Source organism: Pseudomonas sp. FP1154, assembly GCF_030687245.1.
Classification (GTDB): domain Bacteria; phylum Pseudomonadota; class Gammaproteobacteria; order Pseudomonadales; family Pseudomonadaceae; genus Aquipseudomonas; species Aquipseudomonas rhizophila.
The window spans coordinates 3,430,494-3,447,158 of the sequence record NZ_CP117465.1 but is presented as its reverse complement, the minus strand read 5'-3'; the positions used below and the strand labels follow the sequence as shown (position 1 = coordinate 3,447,158).

The following is a 16,665-nucleotide window of genomic DNA, read 5'->3' as shown; positions in this document are numbered from 1 at the left end:
TGAAGAGATGTGGTTGAGTTCGTGACTACGAGCCCGACTCCTGCGCGCGTTTTTGCTCAAGCAGCTCAGCGGCTTTGTCCGAGCGCACGTCCCGGGCTTCGACCATCTGCGCGACCAGCCAATTGACCTCGTCGCCCCTGGCCCCCGCTGAAAGCGCAATGTTGCGTGCATGCAAAGCCATGTGCCCGCGTTGTATCCCCTCGGTCGACAGCGCCCGCAATGCGCCCAGGTTTTGCGCGAGGCCGACCGCTACCGCTATCTCGGCAAGTTCCTGGGCGCTCTTCACTCTCAGGATGCGTAACGACAGTTGCGCCAGCGGGTGAGTCTTGGTCGCGCCGCCGACCAGGCCGACGGGCATGGGCATTTCCAGCGTTCCCACCAGATGGCCCTTGCAATCTTTTTCCCAGGTCGTCAGTGAACCGTAATGCCCGTTGCGACAGGCATAGGCGTGTGCCCCGGCTTCCACCGCGCGCCAGTCGTTGCCGGTGGCGACGATCAAAGGGTCGATGCCGTTCATGATGCCCTTGTTGTGAGTGGCTGCACGATAGGGATCGACGACCGCAAAGTTGTAAGCATCGAGGATGCCTTCAATGACGTCCTCGCCCTTGTAGGCCTTGGTGGTGAGATGTTCAGGTGCAATGCGGATCTGGGCCCGGGCAAGCCGCAGGTCGGCGAGGTTCGACAGAATGCGCAGCCGTACCTTGCCGCCGGTAATCTGCTCCATCAGCGGGGCCACCGCTTCAGCCATCGTGTTCACGGTATTGGCTCCCATCGCATCGCGTACATCCACGATAAGGTGGGCGACCAGCATGGGGCCGCGAGGGCTCTGGGCGAAGGTATGCACTTCGATGTCGCGGCAACCTCCACCTAGCTGGCTCAGCAGTTGATCCTTGCGGTTGGCCAGTTCGATGATTTCGTCCTTGCGGCGCAACAGACTCAAACGGGCATTGAAGGGATCGTCGATTTCCACGATCTGCACTTGCGCGCGCATCAGCGGCAGCGAGCTGGAGGTCTGAAAACCACCGGCTTCGCGCGCCAGTTTGGCCATGAACGAGGCGGCGGCGACCACCGAAGGCTCCTCGACGACCAACGGCACGATGACGTCGCGTCCATTGATCTGGAAGTTGCTCGCCACAGCGTAGGGCAACTCAAATTTTCCGATGACGTTCTCAATCATGCCGTCGGCTATTTCCAGGGGCAGGGCGCCTGCGTCGCGGAGCAGGGCAACGTCATCTTCTGCAAGCTCAAGCACTTGTTGCAAGTGGCTCAGGCGTTCGGCGGGCGACAGGCTGCGGAACATCGGGAGGCGGGAGTCGATACTCATGGTAGCAATCCAGTTGCAGTTATTGTTTTCGAATGCCTGCCACCCTATGCGTATGTGTCCTGGCAAAAAAGGTACAGTTTGGACAGACAGTACCTAAGCTGTACCCTCTGCGAATAATTCATCCAGGACTTCGTACAATGGCGCGACTGACGCTTGCCCAAGAGCTGACGGCCTCCTTGGTGACGCAGATCGGTAACGGTACTTATCGAGTGGGTGACCGTTTGCCGTCCCTGCGCGAGTGCATGCGCTTGTTTGGTCATTCGAAAAACACAGTGATCAACGCTTATGAATCGCTGGCCTCCCAAGGACTGGTCGAGGCGCGTCACGGGCAGGGTTTTTTCGTGACACGAGGCGCCCCGAGCAGCAGCGAACCGGAAGAGCCGCTGCCCTTTACCCGGGCGATGGACACCATCTGGCTCATGCGCCAGCAATTTGTCCGTGAGCCGGGTCACTCGCCGCTTGGGGAAGGTTTTCCGCCCGTAGAGTGGCTGATGGATCTGCGATTGGACAAGTTCACCCGTCAGATCATGCGCATGGGGGTGACCACGCTCTTTCGCTACGGCAACCGGCTGGGCAATGCTGCACTTCGTCAACACCTGGTGCAAAAACTGGCGAGCTATTCGATTACCGCCAGTGCTCGGCAAATCGTCACGACCCATGGGGCCAATCACGCACTGGATCTGATCATCCGCCGCTTCATTGCCCCCGCAGATTACGTTTTCGTCGAAGACCCGGGTTATTACCCGCTGTTCGGCAAGCTGCAACTGCAAGGGGCGCGAATGTTATCCGTACCCCGATTGCCGGACGGGCCGGACCTGCAAGTGCTGGAGCAGCATCTTCTGTTGCACAAACCGAAATTGTTCTTCCTTCAGTCGGTTGGGCACAATCCGACGGGCTCCGATATTTCCCCCGGCAAGGCTCATCGACTGGTGCAGTTAGCCCATGAGCACAACTTCATTCTGGTGGACGACGACGCTTTGGCAGATTTCAAACCCGCGTCGGCCATCAAGGTGTCTGCGCTGGATCAGTTGAACCGTTCACTGTACGTGGGCAGTTTTTCCAAATCGGTTTCTGCGGCATTGAGGGTGGGGTTTATCGCCGGGAGCAAGGACGTCATCGATGAACTGGGTGATCTGAAAATGCTCCTGCATACCAGCACCTCGGAGCTGTGTGAGCGAACCATTGATGTCATCCTGACCGAGGGGCATTTTCTGCGACATCAGATCCGCCTCCAGGAGCGGCTCAAGAGTGCCACTGCGGCAGGTTTGCAGATGCTCGATGAGATAGGCGCCGAGGTGTTCTTCCGACCAGAGCAGAGTCTGTATTTGTGGGCCAGGTTTGCCCACATTGACGACGCCCGGGAACTGACCCGGCAACTACTGCCGAAGGGATTCATGATTGCTCCCGGCCATATTTTTTCACCGGAGCAGTCGCGTATAAATCCCTGGACCAGATTGAATGTCGCCTACCTGAATGACCCGTTGCTTAAAGCCGAGTTGAGTGGCTGAGGGCTCACCACTCATGCTGCTAAGGCTGGGTTTGCGTTCCGGTCGAGACCACGCTTTCGTGCCGATTCACACCGCGCGCCTCAACAGGCACCCATAGGCGTTCACTGCGACATTTGAATTTCACGCCTTTGCGCGGCGCCATCGTCCTGGCTGAGTCCATGCACACAGCCCTGGACGCGTAAGTCGGCCCCGGCTTTCGCTCTTCTACACAACCTTCCACGCCGCTGCAGATAGCCATAACCACAAAATAAACAGTCATCATCCTGAATGCTCCTATAGAGCGATGCGATTAATACATCTGCGTCAGGCCTGAAAATGCTGGCTGTGACAGACGGATGATGAGCCTGCATTCAAATCCCCAGCAATGGCTTGCACGGGCCAATCGTCGGAAAAATGTCGTTAGTTCAGGTTTATTCAGATTTGGATTTTTCGACGCCAATTCGTTGGCGTTTTTTACCGCTTCAGTGGGTATTCCCTATGGGAAATGCTGCGTGGCAAAGGAGCGTGAGCGGGAGAGCGGCTCACTCGAAAAGATTGTAATGGGAACAATTCGCGTTTAAGGTGCGCGCGTCCGTCATGTTCAGTCATGGCGTTTTTCGTGTTTGTCTGCCTGAGGCGTTCCATGTCGCTCCATGAAACGGATTCGATCGTTTCCCTCGATAATTTGTACGGCACCCATCGGGGTTGGCTGCTGGGTTGGTTGCGGCGCTCGCTGGGGTGTTCGCAGCAAGCGGCGGATCTGGTCCAGGACACGTTTTTGCGTTTGCTGGTGCGTGGCCAGCCCATCAGCGCGCGCGCTCCGCGTGCATTGCTGGTGCGTATCGCCCGTGGCCTGGTGGTCGACCACTGGCGGCGCGATGCGCTGGAGCGAGCGTACCTTGACGCACTGATGCAGATGCCCGAGGCGAGTCATCCATCCCCTGAGGTCCGGCATGAGGCGTTGCAATGCCTGGAGCGTATTGCGCAGTTGCTCGACGGTCTCAAGCCGGCAGTGCGAGAAGCCTTTCTGCTGTATCAGCTCGGTGACCTGAGCCATGTGCAAGTGGCCCAGCAGCTTGGTGTGTCCAGCCGTACCGTGGAGCGGCATGTGGCGAGCGCGCTGTTGCATTGCTACAAGGCGTGCTTCGAGGCACCGCAGTGAGCGCCGCCGAGGCCTTGCCGGAGGGTGTCATCCGCACGGCCATCGAATGGCAGATGCGATTGCGCGCCAATGCCAACAGCGCTGAGCTGCGCAGGCAATTGAACGACTGGCGACGCCAAGACGCCCGCCATGAGCTGGCCTGGCAACGCTTGCAGCAAGTCGGCGGATTGTTCAAGGCCAGTCCATTGCCCGATGCCGCCCGTACCATTCCTCTGCTGCGCCAGGCCGAGGCCGATCTGAGTCGCCGTCGCACCCTGAAGTTGCTCGGCCTGGGGTTGGCTGTTGGCGGTGCGACGCTGCTGACCACGACAGCGCCTCCCACCTGGCGAAGCGACTTTGCCACGGCAACTGGCGAGCGTCGCCGGCTCGATCTGGGCGCTGGTGCCGAGCTGATGCTCAATACAGGGAGTGCAGTGGACGTGCGCGGCCACGAATGGGTGCTGCGTGCGGGTGAGGTATTGGGCGATGGCGCCGACTGGCGTGTGCGTTGCCGTTTTGCTGAGTGTGAGGGGCGGCAGGCGAGGGCGGTGCTCAGGGAGCGGGACGGGTATAGCGAAATCCACGTCGCGCGCGGTGAAGTGTTGATTTCCACACCGTTCGGGCAACGGCACTTGCAAGCCGGTCATGCAATGGCCATTGCCGCGACGCGGATGACGGCGTTGGGCCGCGGGCCGCTCGACCCTTTCGCGTGGGCCCGTGGCCTGCTGATCGTCAACGACATTCGCTTGGTCGACTTCCTGGCCGAGGCCGGACGTTACCGCCAGGGCTGGTTGGGCTGCGACAGCGCCGTGGCCGACCTGCGCCTGTCCGGGGTTTTCCACCTCGATGAACCTGCGCTCATGCTGCGCAACATAAGCCACTTGTTGCCCGTACAGGTGGTCGAGCGCACCCGCTGGTGGGTGCGCATCACGCCGCTGGCATAAATAAGTTGTCGGACTTTTGCGCTTCGTCCGGTTAGGAGTGATCACTTCCTCAATGGATACCGTCATGTTCCTTGCCAGACTGTCTCTGCGCGCCATCGCGCCGTTCCCGACCCGAACCTTGCCAGGCGCTGTCTGCCTGGCGTTGACCTTGCTCGTCGGCACGCCGAGCCTGCCGGTCATGGCCGCATCATCAAGCGCTGAGCAGGTGGCGCCGAGTGTACCCGCCGGGCAGTTGCAGCAGGCGCTGAGCATCTTTGCCGAGCGCGCCGGTATCACCTTGTCTTACTCCCCGGAAGCGGTGCGTGGTTTGAGCAGTCCAGGTCTGCCCGGCGGCGGCTCACTGGAACAAGGTCTGGCGACGCTGCTGGCCGGCAGCGGCCTGGTCGCGCAAAAGACCTCGTCCGGCTACGTGGTGCTGCCAGGCAAGACCGACACCCGCTATGAGCTTGAGCCCACCAACATCAACGCATCCGCCGTTCAAAATGCTTTTGCGCCGGTGGAGGGTTATTTCGCCAGCAATGCCAGCACGGCCAGCAAAACCGATAAGCCAATCCTGGAAACCGCCCAGAGCGTCAGCGTGGTGACGGCTGAGCAGATTGCCGACCGAAAGGTCGACCGCGTCGAAGACGCCGTGGCCTACAGCTCGGGGGTGCGCGTCGGCAGTTCGGGGCTGGATCCGCGGTTTGACATGATCAGTGTCCGTGGTTTCGAAACCACCATCGGCGCTGACTTTCTCGATGGGCTGCGCCAGCCGGGCAGTGGATGGTTGTCGTTATACTCCACCGAGGCCTACAACCTGGAGCGCATTGAGGTGCTCAAGGGACCGGCATCGGTGCTGTACGGCCAGGTCAGCCCTGGCGGCATGGTCAACCGGGTGAGCAAGCGCCCGAGTCTGCTGGCGAAAAACGAAGTACAGGTGCAGGCGGGCAACTACAACCACCAACAGGCGCAGTTCGACGTCGGCGGTCGTCTGGATGAGGCGGGAGACGTGTTGTTTCGCACGGTGGGCGTGTACCGCGATGCAGAAAACTATATCGACCAGTTAAACAACGACACCCGTCTGCTGGCGCCTTCACTGAGCTGGCAGATCGACCCCGATACCCACCTGACGCTGCTGGCCCAATATCAGGAGCGCGAGACCGGTGCGTCGCCGATGCTGTATCAGGAAGGCGACCACCTCACCGATTTCTGGCAGGGTGATGAGTACTTCGACAAGCTCGAGCAACGGCAGTGGACGCTGGGCTATGAGTTTGAACACGCTTTCAACGATACCTTCAGCGTTCAACAAAACCTGCGCTACGGTCAGGTGGACACCACCAATCAGTACCTTCAACCCAGCGACGCCGGCGATGGACATACCCTCAATCGCTCGGCGATCGGGGTTTACGAGGACATGTCCTCGCTGTCCACCGATACGCGCCTGGTGAGCCGCTTTGCCACCGGGGATCTGCAGCACACCCTGGTCACCGGGATGGACTATGCCTGGATCGATACATCGCTGCTGTACGCCATGGGCGATGCGCCGTCGATCGATCGCGACGCGCCGGATTATCACCAACACGTCGATCGGCCCACGACGCCGCTGGCGGACGAGAACGGGCTGGAGCATCGCAGCGGCGTGTATGTGCAGGATCAAATCGAATTGAATCAATGGCGTTTGTCCGCCGGGCTTCGCCGTGACTGGGTCAAGGTTCGTCGAACGAACAACCTGAGCGACGTCAACAGCAGGACCAGCGATTCGGCGACCACGGGGCAGGTCGGTGCACTCTACCTGTTCGACAATGGCCTGGCGCCCTATGCCAGTTACGCGACCTCGTTCCTGCCCGAGAGTGGCACGAACGCCAGTGGCGAGCCCTATAAACCAACCAAGGGCGAGCAGTACGAAGTAGGCCTCAAGTATCAGCCGCCGGGCTCCAGTACCTTGCTGACGGCCTCCCTCTATCACCTGACACAAACCAATGTCCGCACCCGTGACCTGTCGAACCCCCTCAACAGCATTCAGACCGGTGAGCAGGTCTCGCGCGGTCTGGAGTTGGAGGCGGTGTCGGACCTCAGCGACCGCATGAAAATGACGGCCAGTTACAGCTATAACGATCCCGAAGTCACTCGCAGCAACGACGGCAATGAAGGCAAGGAACCGATGAACGTGCCCCGTCATCTGGCGACGTTCTGGCTGGATTACCGCCTGCCCATGGGCCTGGGCATGTCTGTAGGCGCGCGCTACACCGGCAGTAACTACGGTGACGCGGCAAACACGGTGAGAAACGAGGATTACACCTTGGTCGATGCCGGTGTGCACTACGACTTCGGTGGCGGGCTGGACGGCGTACGCCTGGCCTTGAATGGTCGCAACCTGTCCGACAAACGCTACATCAACTGCCAGGAAGGTTACTGCTACCGGGGTGAGGCGCGCAGCGTCGTCACCAGCCTGAGCTATCGCTGGTGAGGAGTGAGACGATGATGGGTATTTTGTTCAAGTATCTGGGCGCCATGCTGCTGATTGGCTTGTCCTTCGCCCATGCAGAGCCGGTGACACTGGATGGCACCGAGCAGTGGATGATGAAAAGCGCGCAAGGGCGTGATTACCGCATCATGATCAGCCTGCCTGAAGGTGACGTGCCTCACACCGGCGGCTACCCGGTGATCTACCTGCTTGACGGCAACGCCTATTTCCCGGCTTTCCATGCCGCCAAGCGCGCGCAGGATCGGTTGCGTGGTTCGATTCTGGTCGCCATTGGCTACCCGAGCGACACGCCGCTGGATTTCGTGCGTCGCGCCTTCGACTTGTCGCCTCCCGTCCCGCAGGAGCGCAACAATCCGCCACAAGGTGGCCAGGATCTGTTCCTCGACTTCATCGAGCAGCGCCTGATGCCGAGGGTGAACGAGCGCTTCAAGGTCGATCAGGATCAGCGCAGTTTGGTAGGGCATTCTTTCGGTGGCATGTTTGGCATCTACGCGCTGTTCACCCGTCCGGCGCTCTTTCAGCATGTTGTGGCGGTGAGCCCGAGCCTGTGGTGGCTCGACCGTTACCTGTTGGCGCCCGAACGCGCCTTCACAAAGCGTGCGCACGCCGGGCAAGTGGACCTGACCCACAGCAGCCTGACGTTGCTGTTGGGCGAGCGCGATATGGTGCAGGAGATCCAGGACGCCCGAGCTCTTCAGTTACGCCTGCAGGCGCTATCGCAGTATGGGTTGCGTAGCGATTTCCAGATCGAACCGGGCGAGGATCACATGTCGGTGCCGTTTCGTGTCCCCACTCGGGTGCTCGATGAGTTGCTCAGTACCAGGCGCTTCTGAACGGCAGCCAATCAAGATCGGGTCGGGTCAGGGATCTTGATGGCCCCCTTACCTGATCCGCGTTCACGATTTTGAGTACGTGTGGCATCTATGTACCATGGGCACATGATTTTTGAGCGGCCACGAGGTATTGATGACTGCATTGTCGTTGTCGCCAGTGACCGAGTCGCAGGGGACGGTAAAGGCCCAGGCTTGATCCAGGTAGGGATGATGAACAGGAGCAGCCGTTGAACGAACAGACATTGTCCCAGCGCCTGGAGCGTGTGGCCGCGCATATACCCGCAGGTGCGAGCCTGGCCGATATTGGCTCGGATCACGGCTACCTGCCGGTGGCATTGATGCGCCGTGGTGTGATCGCAGCGGCGGTGGCTGGCGAGGTGGCGTTGACGCCGTTTCGTTCGGCTGAACGCACCGTGCGCGAGAACGGTTTTACCCAGCAGGTCATTGTCCGCCTGGCCGACGGCCTGGCGGCGATCGAGCCAGGAGACGGGATCACGGCAGTCAGCCTGTGCGGCATGGGCGGCGAGACGATCCGCGACATTCTCGCTGGCGGCCAGGCGCACCTGAGCGGTGAGGAACGGCTGATCCTGCAGCCCAACGGCGGCGAGCAGCCACTGCGTCAATGGCTGATGGAAAATGGTTATCGCATCTGCTTCGAAGAAGTGCTGCGGGAAAATCGCTTCTACTACGAAATCATCGTCGCCGAGCGCGCCGGGCCGGTGACGTACACCGCGCAGGAGCTGTACTTCGGGCCATTGCAGATGCGCGCCCGCAGCCCGGCGTTCCTGGCCAAGTGGCAGCGCATGCTGCGCCTCAAACAGCGGACCCTGACTCACTTCGCCCGGGCGCGACAAGTCGTGCCCGAGCAGAAGGTGCTGGACATCGCTTTGCAAACCCGCTGGATCACCGAGCTGCTGGGCTGAGCCCGGTACTCGGGAAATAACGCGGCGATCATCCCTCGTCGCCCCCCGTCACCGCTTCGGGAAAACCTCGATATGAGCGTTAAGCGGTCGCAAGGGCTTGCCCCTGTCATGTGAACCTTCCGCCCCTGCAGCGCTCACTTGTTAAGTCGCCGCGTTGAGTGATCGCGCTGTCTCATTGCCGATAAGGAATTCGCATGCACCCAACTTCGCCAACCATCGCCCTGGATTACCCTGTCGAACGTGAGCTGAGCCTGCGAGCGGTCAGTACGGGAATCGTGATTGGTGTCTTGTTGACGCCTTCCAATGTGTACGCCGGCCTCAAGATTGGCTGGTCGTTCAACATGTCGATCATTGCCTTGCTGATCGGCTATGGCATTTGGCAAGGCCTGGCCAAGCGTTCGGCCGCTCAACTGCCCTGGACGCTGCACGAAAGCAACATCAACCAGACCGTGGCCTCGGCCGCAGCGTCAATCATTTCCGGTGGGCTGGTTGCGCCCATCCCGGCCTACACCTTATTGACCGGTCAACAGTTGGACGTCATCCCGATGATCGCTTGGGTGTTCTCGGTGAGCTTCCTGGGGATCTGGATCGCCTGGTACCTGCGACCCTCGCTGCTCAATGACAAAGCGCTGAAGTTCCCCGAAGGCATGGCGACCCTGGAGACCCTTCTGCACATCTACAACCAAGGCCACGAAGCGGCGAAGCGCTTGAAGGTGCTGCTCAGCGCTGCGCTGCTGTCCGGGCTGGTCAAGTGGGTCGATACCTTCATCTGGGCTTTCCCGCGCTGGTCGCCGACCCCGCAGTTGGAACGCCTGACGTTTACCGCGGACCCTTCGCTGTTGTTGGTGGGTTTCGGCGGGATCATCGGGATTCGCGTTGGCCTGACCCTGCTGCTTGGCGCCCTGTTGGCGTGGGGTGGATTGGCGCCGTGGCTGCTGGAGCAAGGCTTGGTGCAACTGCCGCCGGACAGCAGTGGCCCGCAGTTCGCGGCGTTGGTGGAGTGGCTGCTGTGGCCGGGCGTGAGTCTGATGGTCTGCTCGACCCTGACCTCTTTGGCGATTCGCTTGTGGGCATTGCACAAGTCCACCAAGGCGGGCGGCGGGACGACTTGGGTGGTGCCCAAGACCGGACCTGCCAGCGGTTTCCTGGTGGCTATCGTGTTGGTGGTGAGCCTGCAAGCGCTGTTGTTTGGTATCAACCCCTGGATGGCGTTGTTGACCATTCCCTTGGCCATCTGCCTGGCCGCCGTGGCCGCCCGGGTGGTGGGGGCCACGGGCATTGCGCCCATCGGCGCCATCGGACAATTGTCCCAACTGAGTTTTGGCATCGTCGCCCCGGGGCAGGTGCCGATCAATTTGATGAGCGCCAACACCGCGGGCGGTTCGGCTGGGCAATGCACGGACTTGATGAACGACTTCAAGGTGGGCCGTGCGATTGGCGCCACGCCGCACAAGCAGTTGATCGCCCAGACCCTGGGGATCTTCGTCGGAAGCATCGTTGGGGTGTTGGCCTACCTGGCCCTGATCCCGGACCCACAATCGATGCTGCTCACCCAAGAGTGGCCGGCCCCGGCGGTCGCTACCTGGAAAGCCGTGGCGCAAACCCTGACCCTGGGGCTGGACTCGCTGTCAGCAAGCATTCGCTGGGCGGTCATCATCGGCGCCGTGGCCGGCTTGTTGCTGGGGATTCTCGACAGCGTACTGCCCACCCACCGGGCCCGTTATTTGCCAAGCACGGCGGCTTTGGGCCTGGCGTTCGTCTTGCCGGCCTCGGTGTCGCTGATGATGGCCTTCGGCGCGGTACTCACCTGGCTGGTGAGCTGCCGCTGGGCGAGCCTTACAGAACGCTTTGCCATCACCGCGGCGGCGGGGTTGATTGCCGGGGAGAGCATTACCGGGGTGGGGGCGTCGTTGTGGCAGATGGTTGGAAATGGGTGAGGGAAGTGGAGTACGGGCGACCGGTCTTTCAAGACCCATTAATCAAAAGGCAGCGCGGTATGCAAGGTATATGCATGCAGCCATGCCCCCACGCTTGTCGCACCTGAAATGTAGTTAACCCCAATGGACGTCTCTGCCCAATGCTAGACATTATTGCAATATTCCTCTGCATCACAGCAGTACTCGCTTACCTCAATCGGCGCTACGTAGGGCTACCCCCGGCCATTGGCGTGATGGGTATTGCCTTGGGCTTATCGTTATTGAACATGGCCTCCGATGCACTGGGCTTTCACTCCCTGCACACGCTTGAGCAATCACTGGTGGAGTCCATCGATTTCTCCGAGTTGCTGATGGAGGGCATGCTGTCATTGCTGCTGTTCGCGGGGGCCCTGCATGTCGACTTGTCGCAACTGCGCGCCTATCGATGGCAGGTGGCGTCCCTGGCTGTGGTTGGCACGACTGTATCGACGCTGTTCATCGGCTTCGGGCTATGGTGGCTGCTGTCTTTTACCGACCTGGAGTTGCCGCTTGCCTACTGCCTGGTGTTCGGTGCGCTGATTTCACCCACCGATCCGATTGCGGTCATGGGCATTCTGAAATCCGCCGGTGCTCCAAGTAGCGTGGAATTGGTGATTTCTGGAGAGTCGCTGTTCAACGATGGGGTCAGCGTTGTGCTGTTCTCACTGATTCTGGCGATGATCGCCAGTGGCGACGCGCCCTCCGTTACCGGCGTTTCGCGGCTCTTGCTGGAGGAGGCGGGCGGCGGTGCGCTTTTGGGCGCGGTTGTTGGGTACGTCACGTTCCGCATGCTCAAGAGTATCGACAGCTATCAGGAGGAGGTGCTCATCACCCTGGCCGCTGTGCTCGGCGGATATGCCCTGGCCACTCATTTGCACGTGTCCGGCCCGCTGGCGATGGTGGTGATGGGGTTGATCGTCGGTAACCATGGACGCTCTTATGCCATGTCTGAGCAGACCGAGAAAAACCTGGACATGTTCTGGGAGTTGATTGACGAAATACTCAACGCGGTCCTGTTTGTACTGATCGGTCTGGAAGTGATTCTGATCCACTTCACCAGCCCGCTCATTGTCACGGGCTTGATGGTGATCGTGCTGACCTTGTTCTCGCGTCTGTTGACGGTAGGCGTCCCGATAGCGGTCCTGGGGGAGCGTTTCCGGTTACCTGAAGGCTCCTGGAGCGTGCTGACGTGGGGTGGGCTGCGCGGCGGGATATCGGTGGCCCTGGCGTTGTCGTTGCCACCGGGGGATGCTCGCGATGTCGTGGTTGGCATGACCTACCTGGTCGTGGTGTTTTCGATTCTGATCCAGGGTATGACCATCGGTAAGCTGGTCAAGCGCGTGATTCCTTGCTCGGGCGAATAGCGCTCATGCAAGTCGTGGACGTGGCTCCTTGACTTGCATGATTCTGCGTCGCTGCTGCGTTGAATGTTTCTAGGGCTGCGATGTGGTCAGAAGCTCGGCGCTCACGGTTGAGCGCCGATCAATGCGTGCCACGACATAGGCACACACTCCAAGTACCGCAGGGCATAGAGCCAGTACTGCGAAGCTTTTCACCACGGGCATGCCGCTGTTGAGCACGTAGGCCCCGAGTAACGGCCCGCATACAGAGCCGATCTTACCCATTGACGCTGCCCATCCGGCGCCGTTGCCGCGAATGGCACTTGGGTAGAAAACCCCAGCGATGCTGGTGATGCCGTAGTGGCTGCCTTTGACGAAAATAGCGCCCATCAGGCTCAGTGCAATAAAGGCGTCTCCTTGCAGTTCGCCAATGCCCAGGACTAGCAGAAAAGGTAATGACAGCAGGGGATAGATCATCACGGCGTAGGGCCCCCGGGTGTCGACCACTCGCATCAATACGAGCCCGGCCATGGCGCCGCTGAACGAGGCGAAGGAGCTCACCCATGATGCAGTCGCCCGGTCGAAGCCGGCGTACTGGTACACCAGCGGGCTCCATGACGCGAGAAAATACATGGCCATGGAGCTTGCTCCAAAGCCAATCCAGATCATGGGAGTGATCCATTTCAGTTTGCCGATGAACAACTGTCCGACACGGAAAGGTCGGTGACCGATGTCGATTTCATCGGCAAGAAAATAGCGGTCCCCGGCGCGAAGATCGATGTCCGGATCCAGGCGCCTGAGGATCCGCGCCACGGTTTCGGGGCGTCTTTGCTTGCTCACCAGAAATCGCACCGATTCTGGCAGGGTGAAAAACAACAGCACACTGGAAAGCAACGTTGCGATGCCGCCCAGCGCGAACACACTGGCCCAGCCATAGTGGGGAGCCATCCACACGGTTAGAGGGCCGGCAACCGCGCCACCCAGGCTGAAGCCAACCATGATGATTGTGATCACGGTTGCACGGTAGCGCTTGGGCACAAACTCGATATTCAGCGCCCAACAGAGTGGCAACATGGCGCCCAAGGCAAAGCCATTGAGAAAGCGCAAGATCAGCAGCGAGGCGTAGCTATCGGCCAAGGTGAACAGCAACGTCATCAGGCCAAAGGCGCTGGTGGACAGGATGATGGTCGGGCGACGGCCGATCCGGTCACCCAGATAACCGAAAAAGAATCCACCCAACATCATGCCGAACAAACCTATGGAAAAGATGTTGCCCAGTTGCAACTTATCCAGGCCAATGTCCTCGGCCATGTAGGCGGCGGTGTGGGAGAGCATCAGCAAGTCGAAGCCATCGAGGAAGGTGATCAGCACCGACACACAGATGATCAGATAGTTGAAACTCGACAGTCTGCGCCCCTCAATCAAGGCGGCGACGTCAATTGCGCGTGACGGGATCATGATTGCTCTCCGCACAGTAAGATCCAAGTGAGCGTGTTCCGGCTTGCCGGACTCACCACAGTTTCCAGGTGTAACCGACGATCAAGCGATTTTCATCGAGCTGCTGGGTCAGACCATCCCCCGACCGGTACGTGACGTTGCGCCAGCGCAGGTTCAGGCCCTCCAGGGCACCGCTCTGGAAGACGTAGGTCAGGTCGGTGTCACGTTCCCACTCACTGCCGTCGTTGACCGTACGGGTGCGGATATCGCTGCCTTTCACATAACGGGTCATGAACGTCAGGCCCGGTATCCCAAGCGCGGCGAAGTCATATTCGTAACGCAATTGCCAGGATTTTTCGTTGGCTTTGGTGAAGGAGTTGTAGGTGACGAGGTTCGCCACATACGGAGTACCGGTGTCGATCACGGGGAACACACTGTCTCCGGATAGGTGCTGGAACGCGGCGGCGAATCGCTGGGCCCCGACGGTCAAAGTGAACATGCCATTGAAGTTGCGGTTATCGATCTTCCCGGCTTTTGCCGCGCCTGTGTCGCTACTGTCGACGTAGCGCAAATCGGAGCGCAGGCTCATGCCTTCCCCCAGTGGCAGGACGTGAATCACTCCGGAAAAGTGCTGGCGGTAGATGTCCTGCAGCTCACCCTGGTGGTAGCGCAGGGTCAGGTTCTTGCCCAGCGTATAGTCGCCGCCGAGCAGGTCCAGATGATCGCTGCTCTGGCCGGCATAGCTGATGTCGTCATTACTGGAGGAGTCGCGACCGTTAGCCTCTGTCAATCTCGCTGCGGTGACGGTCAGGTTCTCGACTTCGCTCGACGTCAGGTAGGCACCGGTGAAGGTCGAGGGCAATAGTCGGGTGTCGCTGTAATACGCCAGCGGGTGAATCGGCATCAGGGTTCCTACCTTGAGCCGGGTCTGGGACAGACGCATTTTGGCGGTCAGCCCCAGTTCGCTGTACTCGTCGACAGGCTGGTTGCTGTCGGGCCCGTAGGGCAACAGTGCTGTGCCCCGTCGACCTCGGCCCGAGTCGAGCTTGATCCCCAGTTCACCCAAGGCGTCGAGACCAAATCCAACGGTACCTTCGGTGTAGCCAGACTGAAGTTCGGCGAAGAAACCTTGGGTCCATTCTTCGGCCTTGGCCTGGGGCGCGCCACTCTGGCGAAAGTCGCGATTGAGGTAAAAATTGCGCGTGGTCAACGTTGCGCTGCTGTCCTTGAGAAAGTCTGCCTGGGCGTAGCTGCCGTGGCAGAAGAGTGCAAGCGCGGTGAAGAAGGCTAGATTCCTGTTCATTTTTTTATTGCTCTCAGGAGAGGGAAGACGATTATTCAGGGCGAGTTTTGCCTGACCGCGTCGGTGACGACGCGGCGCAGCAGGCGTGGCTCAAGGTGTTGTGAATCAGAGGCAGGCGGTCACGTCTGTGACGGGGCGGGCAACGGATCCACCGCAAGGTCGTGGCGGGTCAGGTGACCGATTGCGAATGCACAGGCGGCCAGCATTGCCGGACATATGGCCAGGACCAGGAAGCTCTTGACCACTGGCATTCCGCTGTTCAGTACATAAGCGCCCAGCAATGGGCCGAGGATCGAGCCGATCTTGGCGATCGAGGTGGCCCAGCCCGCGCCATTGGCGCGGATAGCGCTGGGGTAGAAGACCCCGGCGATACTGAGGATTCCATAGTGGGAGCCTTTGACGAACACGGCCCCGACCAGGCTCAGCATCAGGAACGCGGTGCCCTGCATGCCGGTGATGCCCAATACCAGCAGGAAAGGCAATGCCAGCAGCGGATAGATCATCACCATGTAAGGGCCGCGGGTATCGACGAAACGCATCATCGCCAAGCCCGCCATTGCGCCGCTGAACGAGGCGATCGAACTGACCCACGAAGCTGTCGCGCGGTCAAAGCCTGCGTACTGATAGACCAGTGGACTCCACGAGGCGAGAAAGTACATGGCCATGGAACTGGCGGAGTAGCCCAGCCAGATCATCGGGGTAACCCATTTCAGGCGGCCGATAAACAGCTGGCTGACCCGAAATTCCTTGCGGCCCAGATCTGGTTCGTCCAGTAGGACGAAGCGGTCGCCCGGTCGCACATCCAGGCTCGAATCCATACGCTTGAGCGTTGCCGTGATTTTTTCCGGGCCTTTGCGTTTGCTGGCCAGAAACCGCACCGATTCGGGCAGGGTGAAAAACAGGAGCACGCTGGCGGCCATGGTCAGTACACCGCCGAACACGAACACGCCCTGCCAACCGATATGCGGCGCCAGCCAGACGGTGATCGGGCCGGCCATCGCGCTGCCCAGGCTAAATCCGACCATGATGATGGTCACCACCGTCGAGCGATAACGCTTGGGAACGAACTCAATGTTCAAGGCCCAGCACAACGGCAGCATGGCACCTAGGGCGAAGCCGTTGAGAAAGCGCAGGACCATCAGCGATTCATAGCTGTTGGCCAAGGCAAACAGCAAGGTCAACACGCCAAATGAGCAGGTGGAAAGAAGAATGGTGGGACGCCGCCCGATTCGGTCACCCAGGTAGCCGAAGAAGAATCCACCGAGCATCATTCCCAGCAGGCCGATGAGAAAATCTCACCCAGCTGGATCTTGTCCAGACCGACCTCATCGGCAATGTAGGAGGCCGTGTGCGACAGCACCAGCAAATCGAAACCATCGAGGAAGGTGATCAGAACCGAGACCAGAATCACCACGTAGTTGAAGCGTGAAAGTTTGCGACCTTCTATAAGCGCCGCTACGTCCAGGGTGCGGGACTGTGACATGTGCGTTCTCCACTGCATTTTTTATTTTTGT

The 16,665-nt window shown here is 60.0% G+C and carries 13 protein-coding genes; 8 read left to right on the top strand and 5 right to left on the bottom strand.

What is annotated here, in order from left to right:
• Positions 1-25: 25 nt before the first annotated feature.
• Positions 26-1,324: a hydroxymethylglutaryl-CoA reductase, degradative gene (locus PSH91_RS15535; RefSeq protein ID WP_047225564.1), complete on the bottom strand. Its 1,299-nt coding sequence runs from the start codon at positions 1,322-1,324 to the stop codon at positions 26-28.
• Between the two features lie 137 nt (positions 1,325-1,461).
• Here PSH91_RS15535 and PSH91_RS15530 point away from each other — a divergent pair, with 137 nt between their 5' ends.
• From PSH91_RS15530 to PSH91_RS15495, 8 genes are all read left to right on the top strand, one after another.
• Complete coding sequence (locus PSH91_RS15530; RefSeq protein WP_047225565.1) at positions 1,462-2,832, top strand: PLP-dependent aminotransferase family protein; 1,371 nt, start codon at positions 1,462-1,464, stop codon at positions 2,830-2,832.
• Positions 2,833-3,454: 622 nt separating this feature from the next.
• Complete coding sequence (locus PSH91_RS15525; protein WP_047225859.1) at positions 3,455-3,973, top strand: sigma-70 family RNA polymerase sigma factor; 519 nt, start codon at positions 3,455-3,457, stop codon at positions 3,971-3,973.
• On the top strand, positions 3,970-4,896 hold the full coding sequence (locus tag PSH91_RS15520) for a DUF4880 domain-containing protein (RefSeq protein ID WP_305466096.1): 927 nt from the start codon (positions 3,970-3,972) through the stop codon (positions 4,894-4,896). The genes PSH91_RS15525 and PSH91_RS15520 overlap by 4 nt, the downstream gene beginning before the upstream one ends.
• A gap of 64 nt (positions 4,897-4,960) precedes the next feature.
• Positions 4,961-7,342: a TonB-dependent siderophore receptor gene (locus PSH91_RS15515; protein ID WP_230682587.1), complete on the top strand. Its 2,382-nt coding sequence runs from the start codon at positions 4,961-4,963 to the stop codon at positions 7,340-7,342.
• Positions 7,343-7,353: 11 nt separating this feature from the next.
• On the top strand, positions 7,354-8,193 hold the full coding sequence (locus PSH91_RS15510) for an alpha/beta hydrolase (protein WP_047225568.1): 840 nt from the start codon (positions 7,354-7,356) through the stop codon (positions 8,191-8,193).
• A 227-nt stretch (positions 8,194-8,420) separates the two neighbouring features.
• Entirely contained in the window at positions 8,421-9,116 is a 696-nt protein-coding gene (locus PSH91_RS15505) for a class I SAM-dependent methyltransferase (RefSeq protein WP_305466094.1), read from the top strand.
• 194 nt (positions 9,117-9,310) lie between these two features.
• Complete coding sequence (locus PSH91_RS15500; protein WP_305466092.1) at positions 9,311-11,053, top strand: OPT family oligopeptide transporter; 1,743 nt, start codon at positions 9,311-9,313, stop codon at positions 11,051-11,053.
• Positions 11,054-11,193: 140 nt separating this feature from the next.
• Positions 11,194-12,435 (top strand): sodium:proton antiporter, encoded by a 1,242-nt coding sequence (locus PSH91_RS15495; protein ID WP_188250744.1) that lies wholly within the window; start codon positions 11,194-11,196, stop codon positions 12,433-12,435.
• 69 nt (positions 12,436-12,504) lie between these two features.
• Here PSH91_RS15495 and PSH91_RS15490 read toward each other — a convergent pair whose 3' ends face one another.
• The 4 genes from PSH91_RS15490 to PSH91_RS15475 form a co-directional block, all read right to left on the bottom strand.
• Positions 12,505-13,869: an MFS transporter gene (locus PSH91_RS15490; RefSeq protein ID WP_160892116.1), complete on the bottom strand. Its 1,365-nt coding sequence runs from the start codon at positions 13,867-13,869 to the stop codon at positions 12,505-12,507.
• A 52-nt stretch (positions 13,870-13,921) separates the two neighbouring features.
• Positions 13,922-15,151: an OprD family porin gene (locus PSH91_RS15485; protein ID WP_173406861.1), complete on the bottom strand. Its 1,230-nt coding sequence runs from the start codon at positions 15,149-15,151 to the stop codon at positions 13,922-13,924.
• Positions 15,152-15,270: 119 nt separating this feature from the next.
• Positions 15,271-16,422, bottom strand: a complete 1,152-nt coding sequence (locus PSH91_RS15480; RefSeq protein ID WP_305466089.1) for an MFS transporter — start codon at positions 16,420-16,422, stop codon at positions 15,271-15,273.
• Complete coding sequence (locus tag PSH91_RS15475) at positions 16,419-16,634, bottom strand: hypothetical protein (RefSeq protein WP_305466087.1); 216 nt, start codon at positions 16,632-16,634, stop codon at positions 16,419-16,421. The genes PSH91_RS15480 and PSH91_RS15475 overlap by 4 nt, the downstream gene beginning before the upstream one ends.
• Positions 16,635-16,665 lie beyond the last annotated feature (31 nt).

Coding starts and splice junctions, on each gene's coding strand:
- PSH91_RS15535 (WP_047225564.1), bottom strand. CDS start 1,324: ATGAGTATCGACTCCCGCCTCCCGATGTTCCGCAGCCTGTCGCCCGCC.
- PSH91_RS15530 (WP_047225565.1), top strand. CDS start 1,462: ATGGCGCGACTGACGCTTGCCCAAGAGCTGACGGCCTCCTTGGTGACG.
- PSH91_RS15525 (WP_047225859.1), top strand. CDS start 3,455: ATGTCGCTCCATGAAACGGATTCGATCGTTTCCCTCGATAATTTGTAC.
- PSH91_RS15515 (WP_230682587.1), top strand. CDS start 4,961: ATGTTCCTTGCCAGACTGTCTCTGCGCGCCATCGCGCCGTTCCCGACC.
- PSH91_RS15510 (WP_047225568.1), top strand. CDS start 7,354: ATGATGGGTATTTTGTTCAAGTATCTGGGCGCCATGCTGCTGATTGGC.
- PSH91_RS15500 (WP_305466092.1), top strand. CDS start 9,311: ATGCACCCAACTTCGCCAACCATCGCCCTGGATTACCCTGTCGAACGT.
- PSH91_RS15495 (WP_188250744.1), top strand. CDS start 11,194: ATGCTAGACATTATTGCAATATTCCTCTGCATCACAGCAGTACTCGCT.
- PSH91_RS15490 (WP_160892116.1), bottom strand. CDS start 13,869: ATGATCCCGTCACGCGCAATTGACGTCGCCGCCTTGATTGAGGGGCGC.
- PSH91_RS15485 (WP_173406861.1), bottom strand. CDS start 15,151: ATGAACAGGAATCTAGCCTTCTTCACCGCGCTTGCACTCTTCTGCCAC.
- PSH91_RS15480 (WP_305466089.1), bottom strand. CDS start 16,422: ATGATGCTCGGTGGATTCTTCTTCGGCTACCTGGGTGACCGAATCGGG.
- PSH91_RS15475 (WP_305466087.1), bottom strand. CDS start 16,634: ATGTCACAGTCCCGCACCCTGGACGTAGCGGCGCTTATAGAAGGTCGC.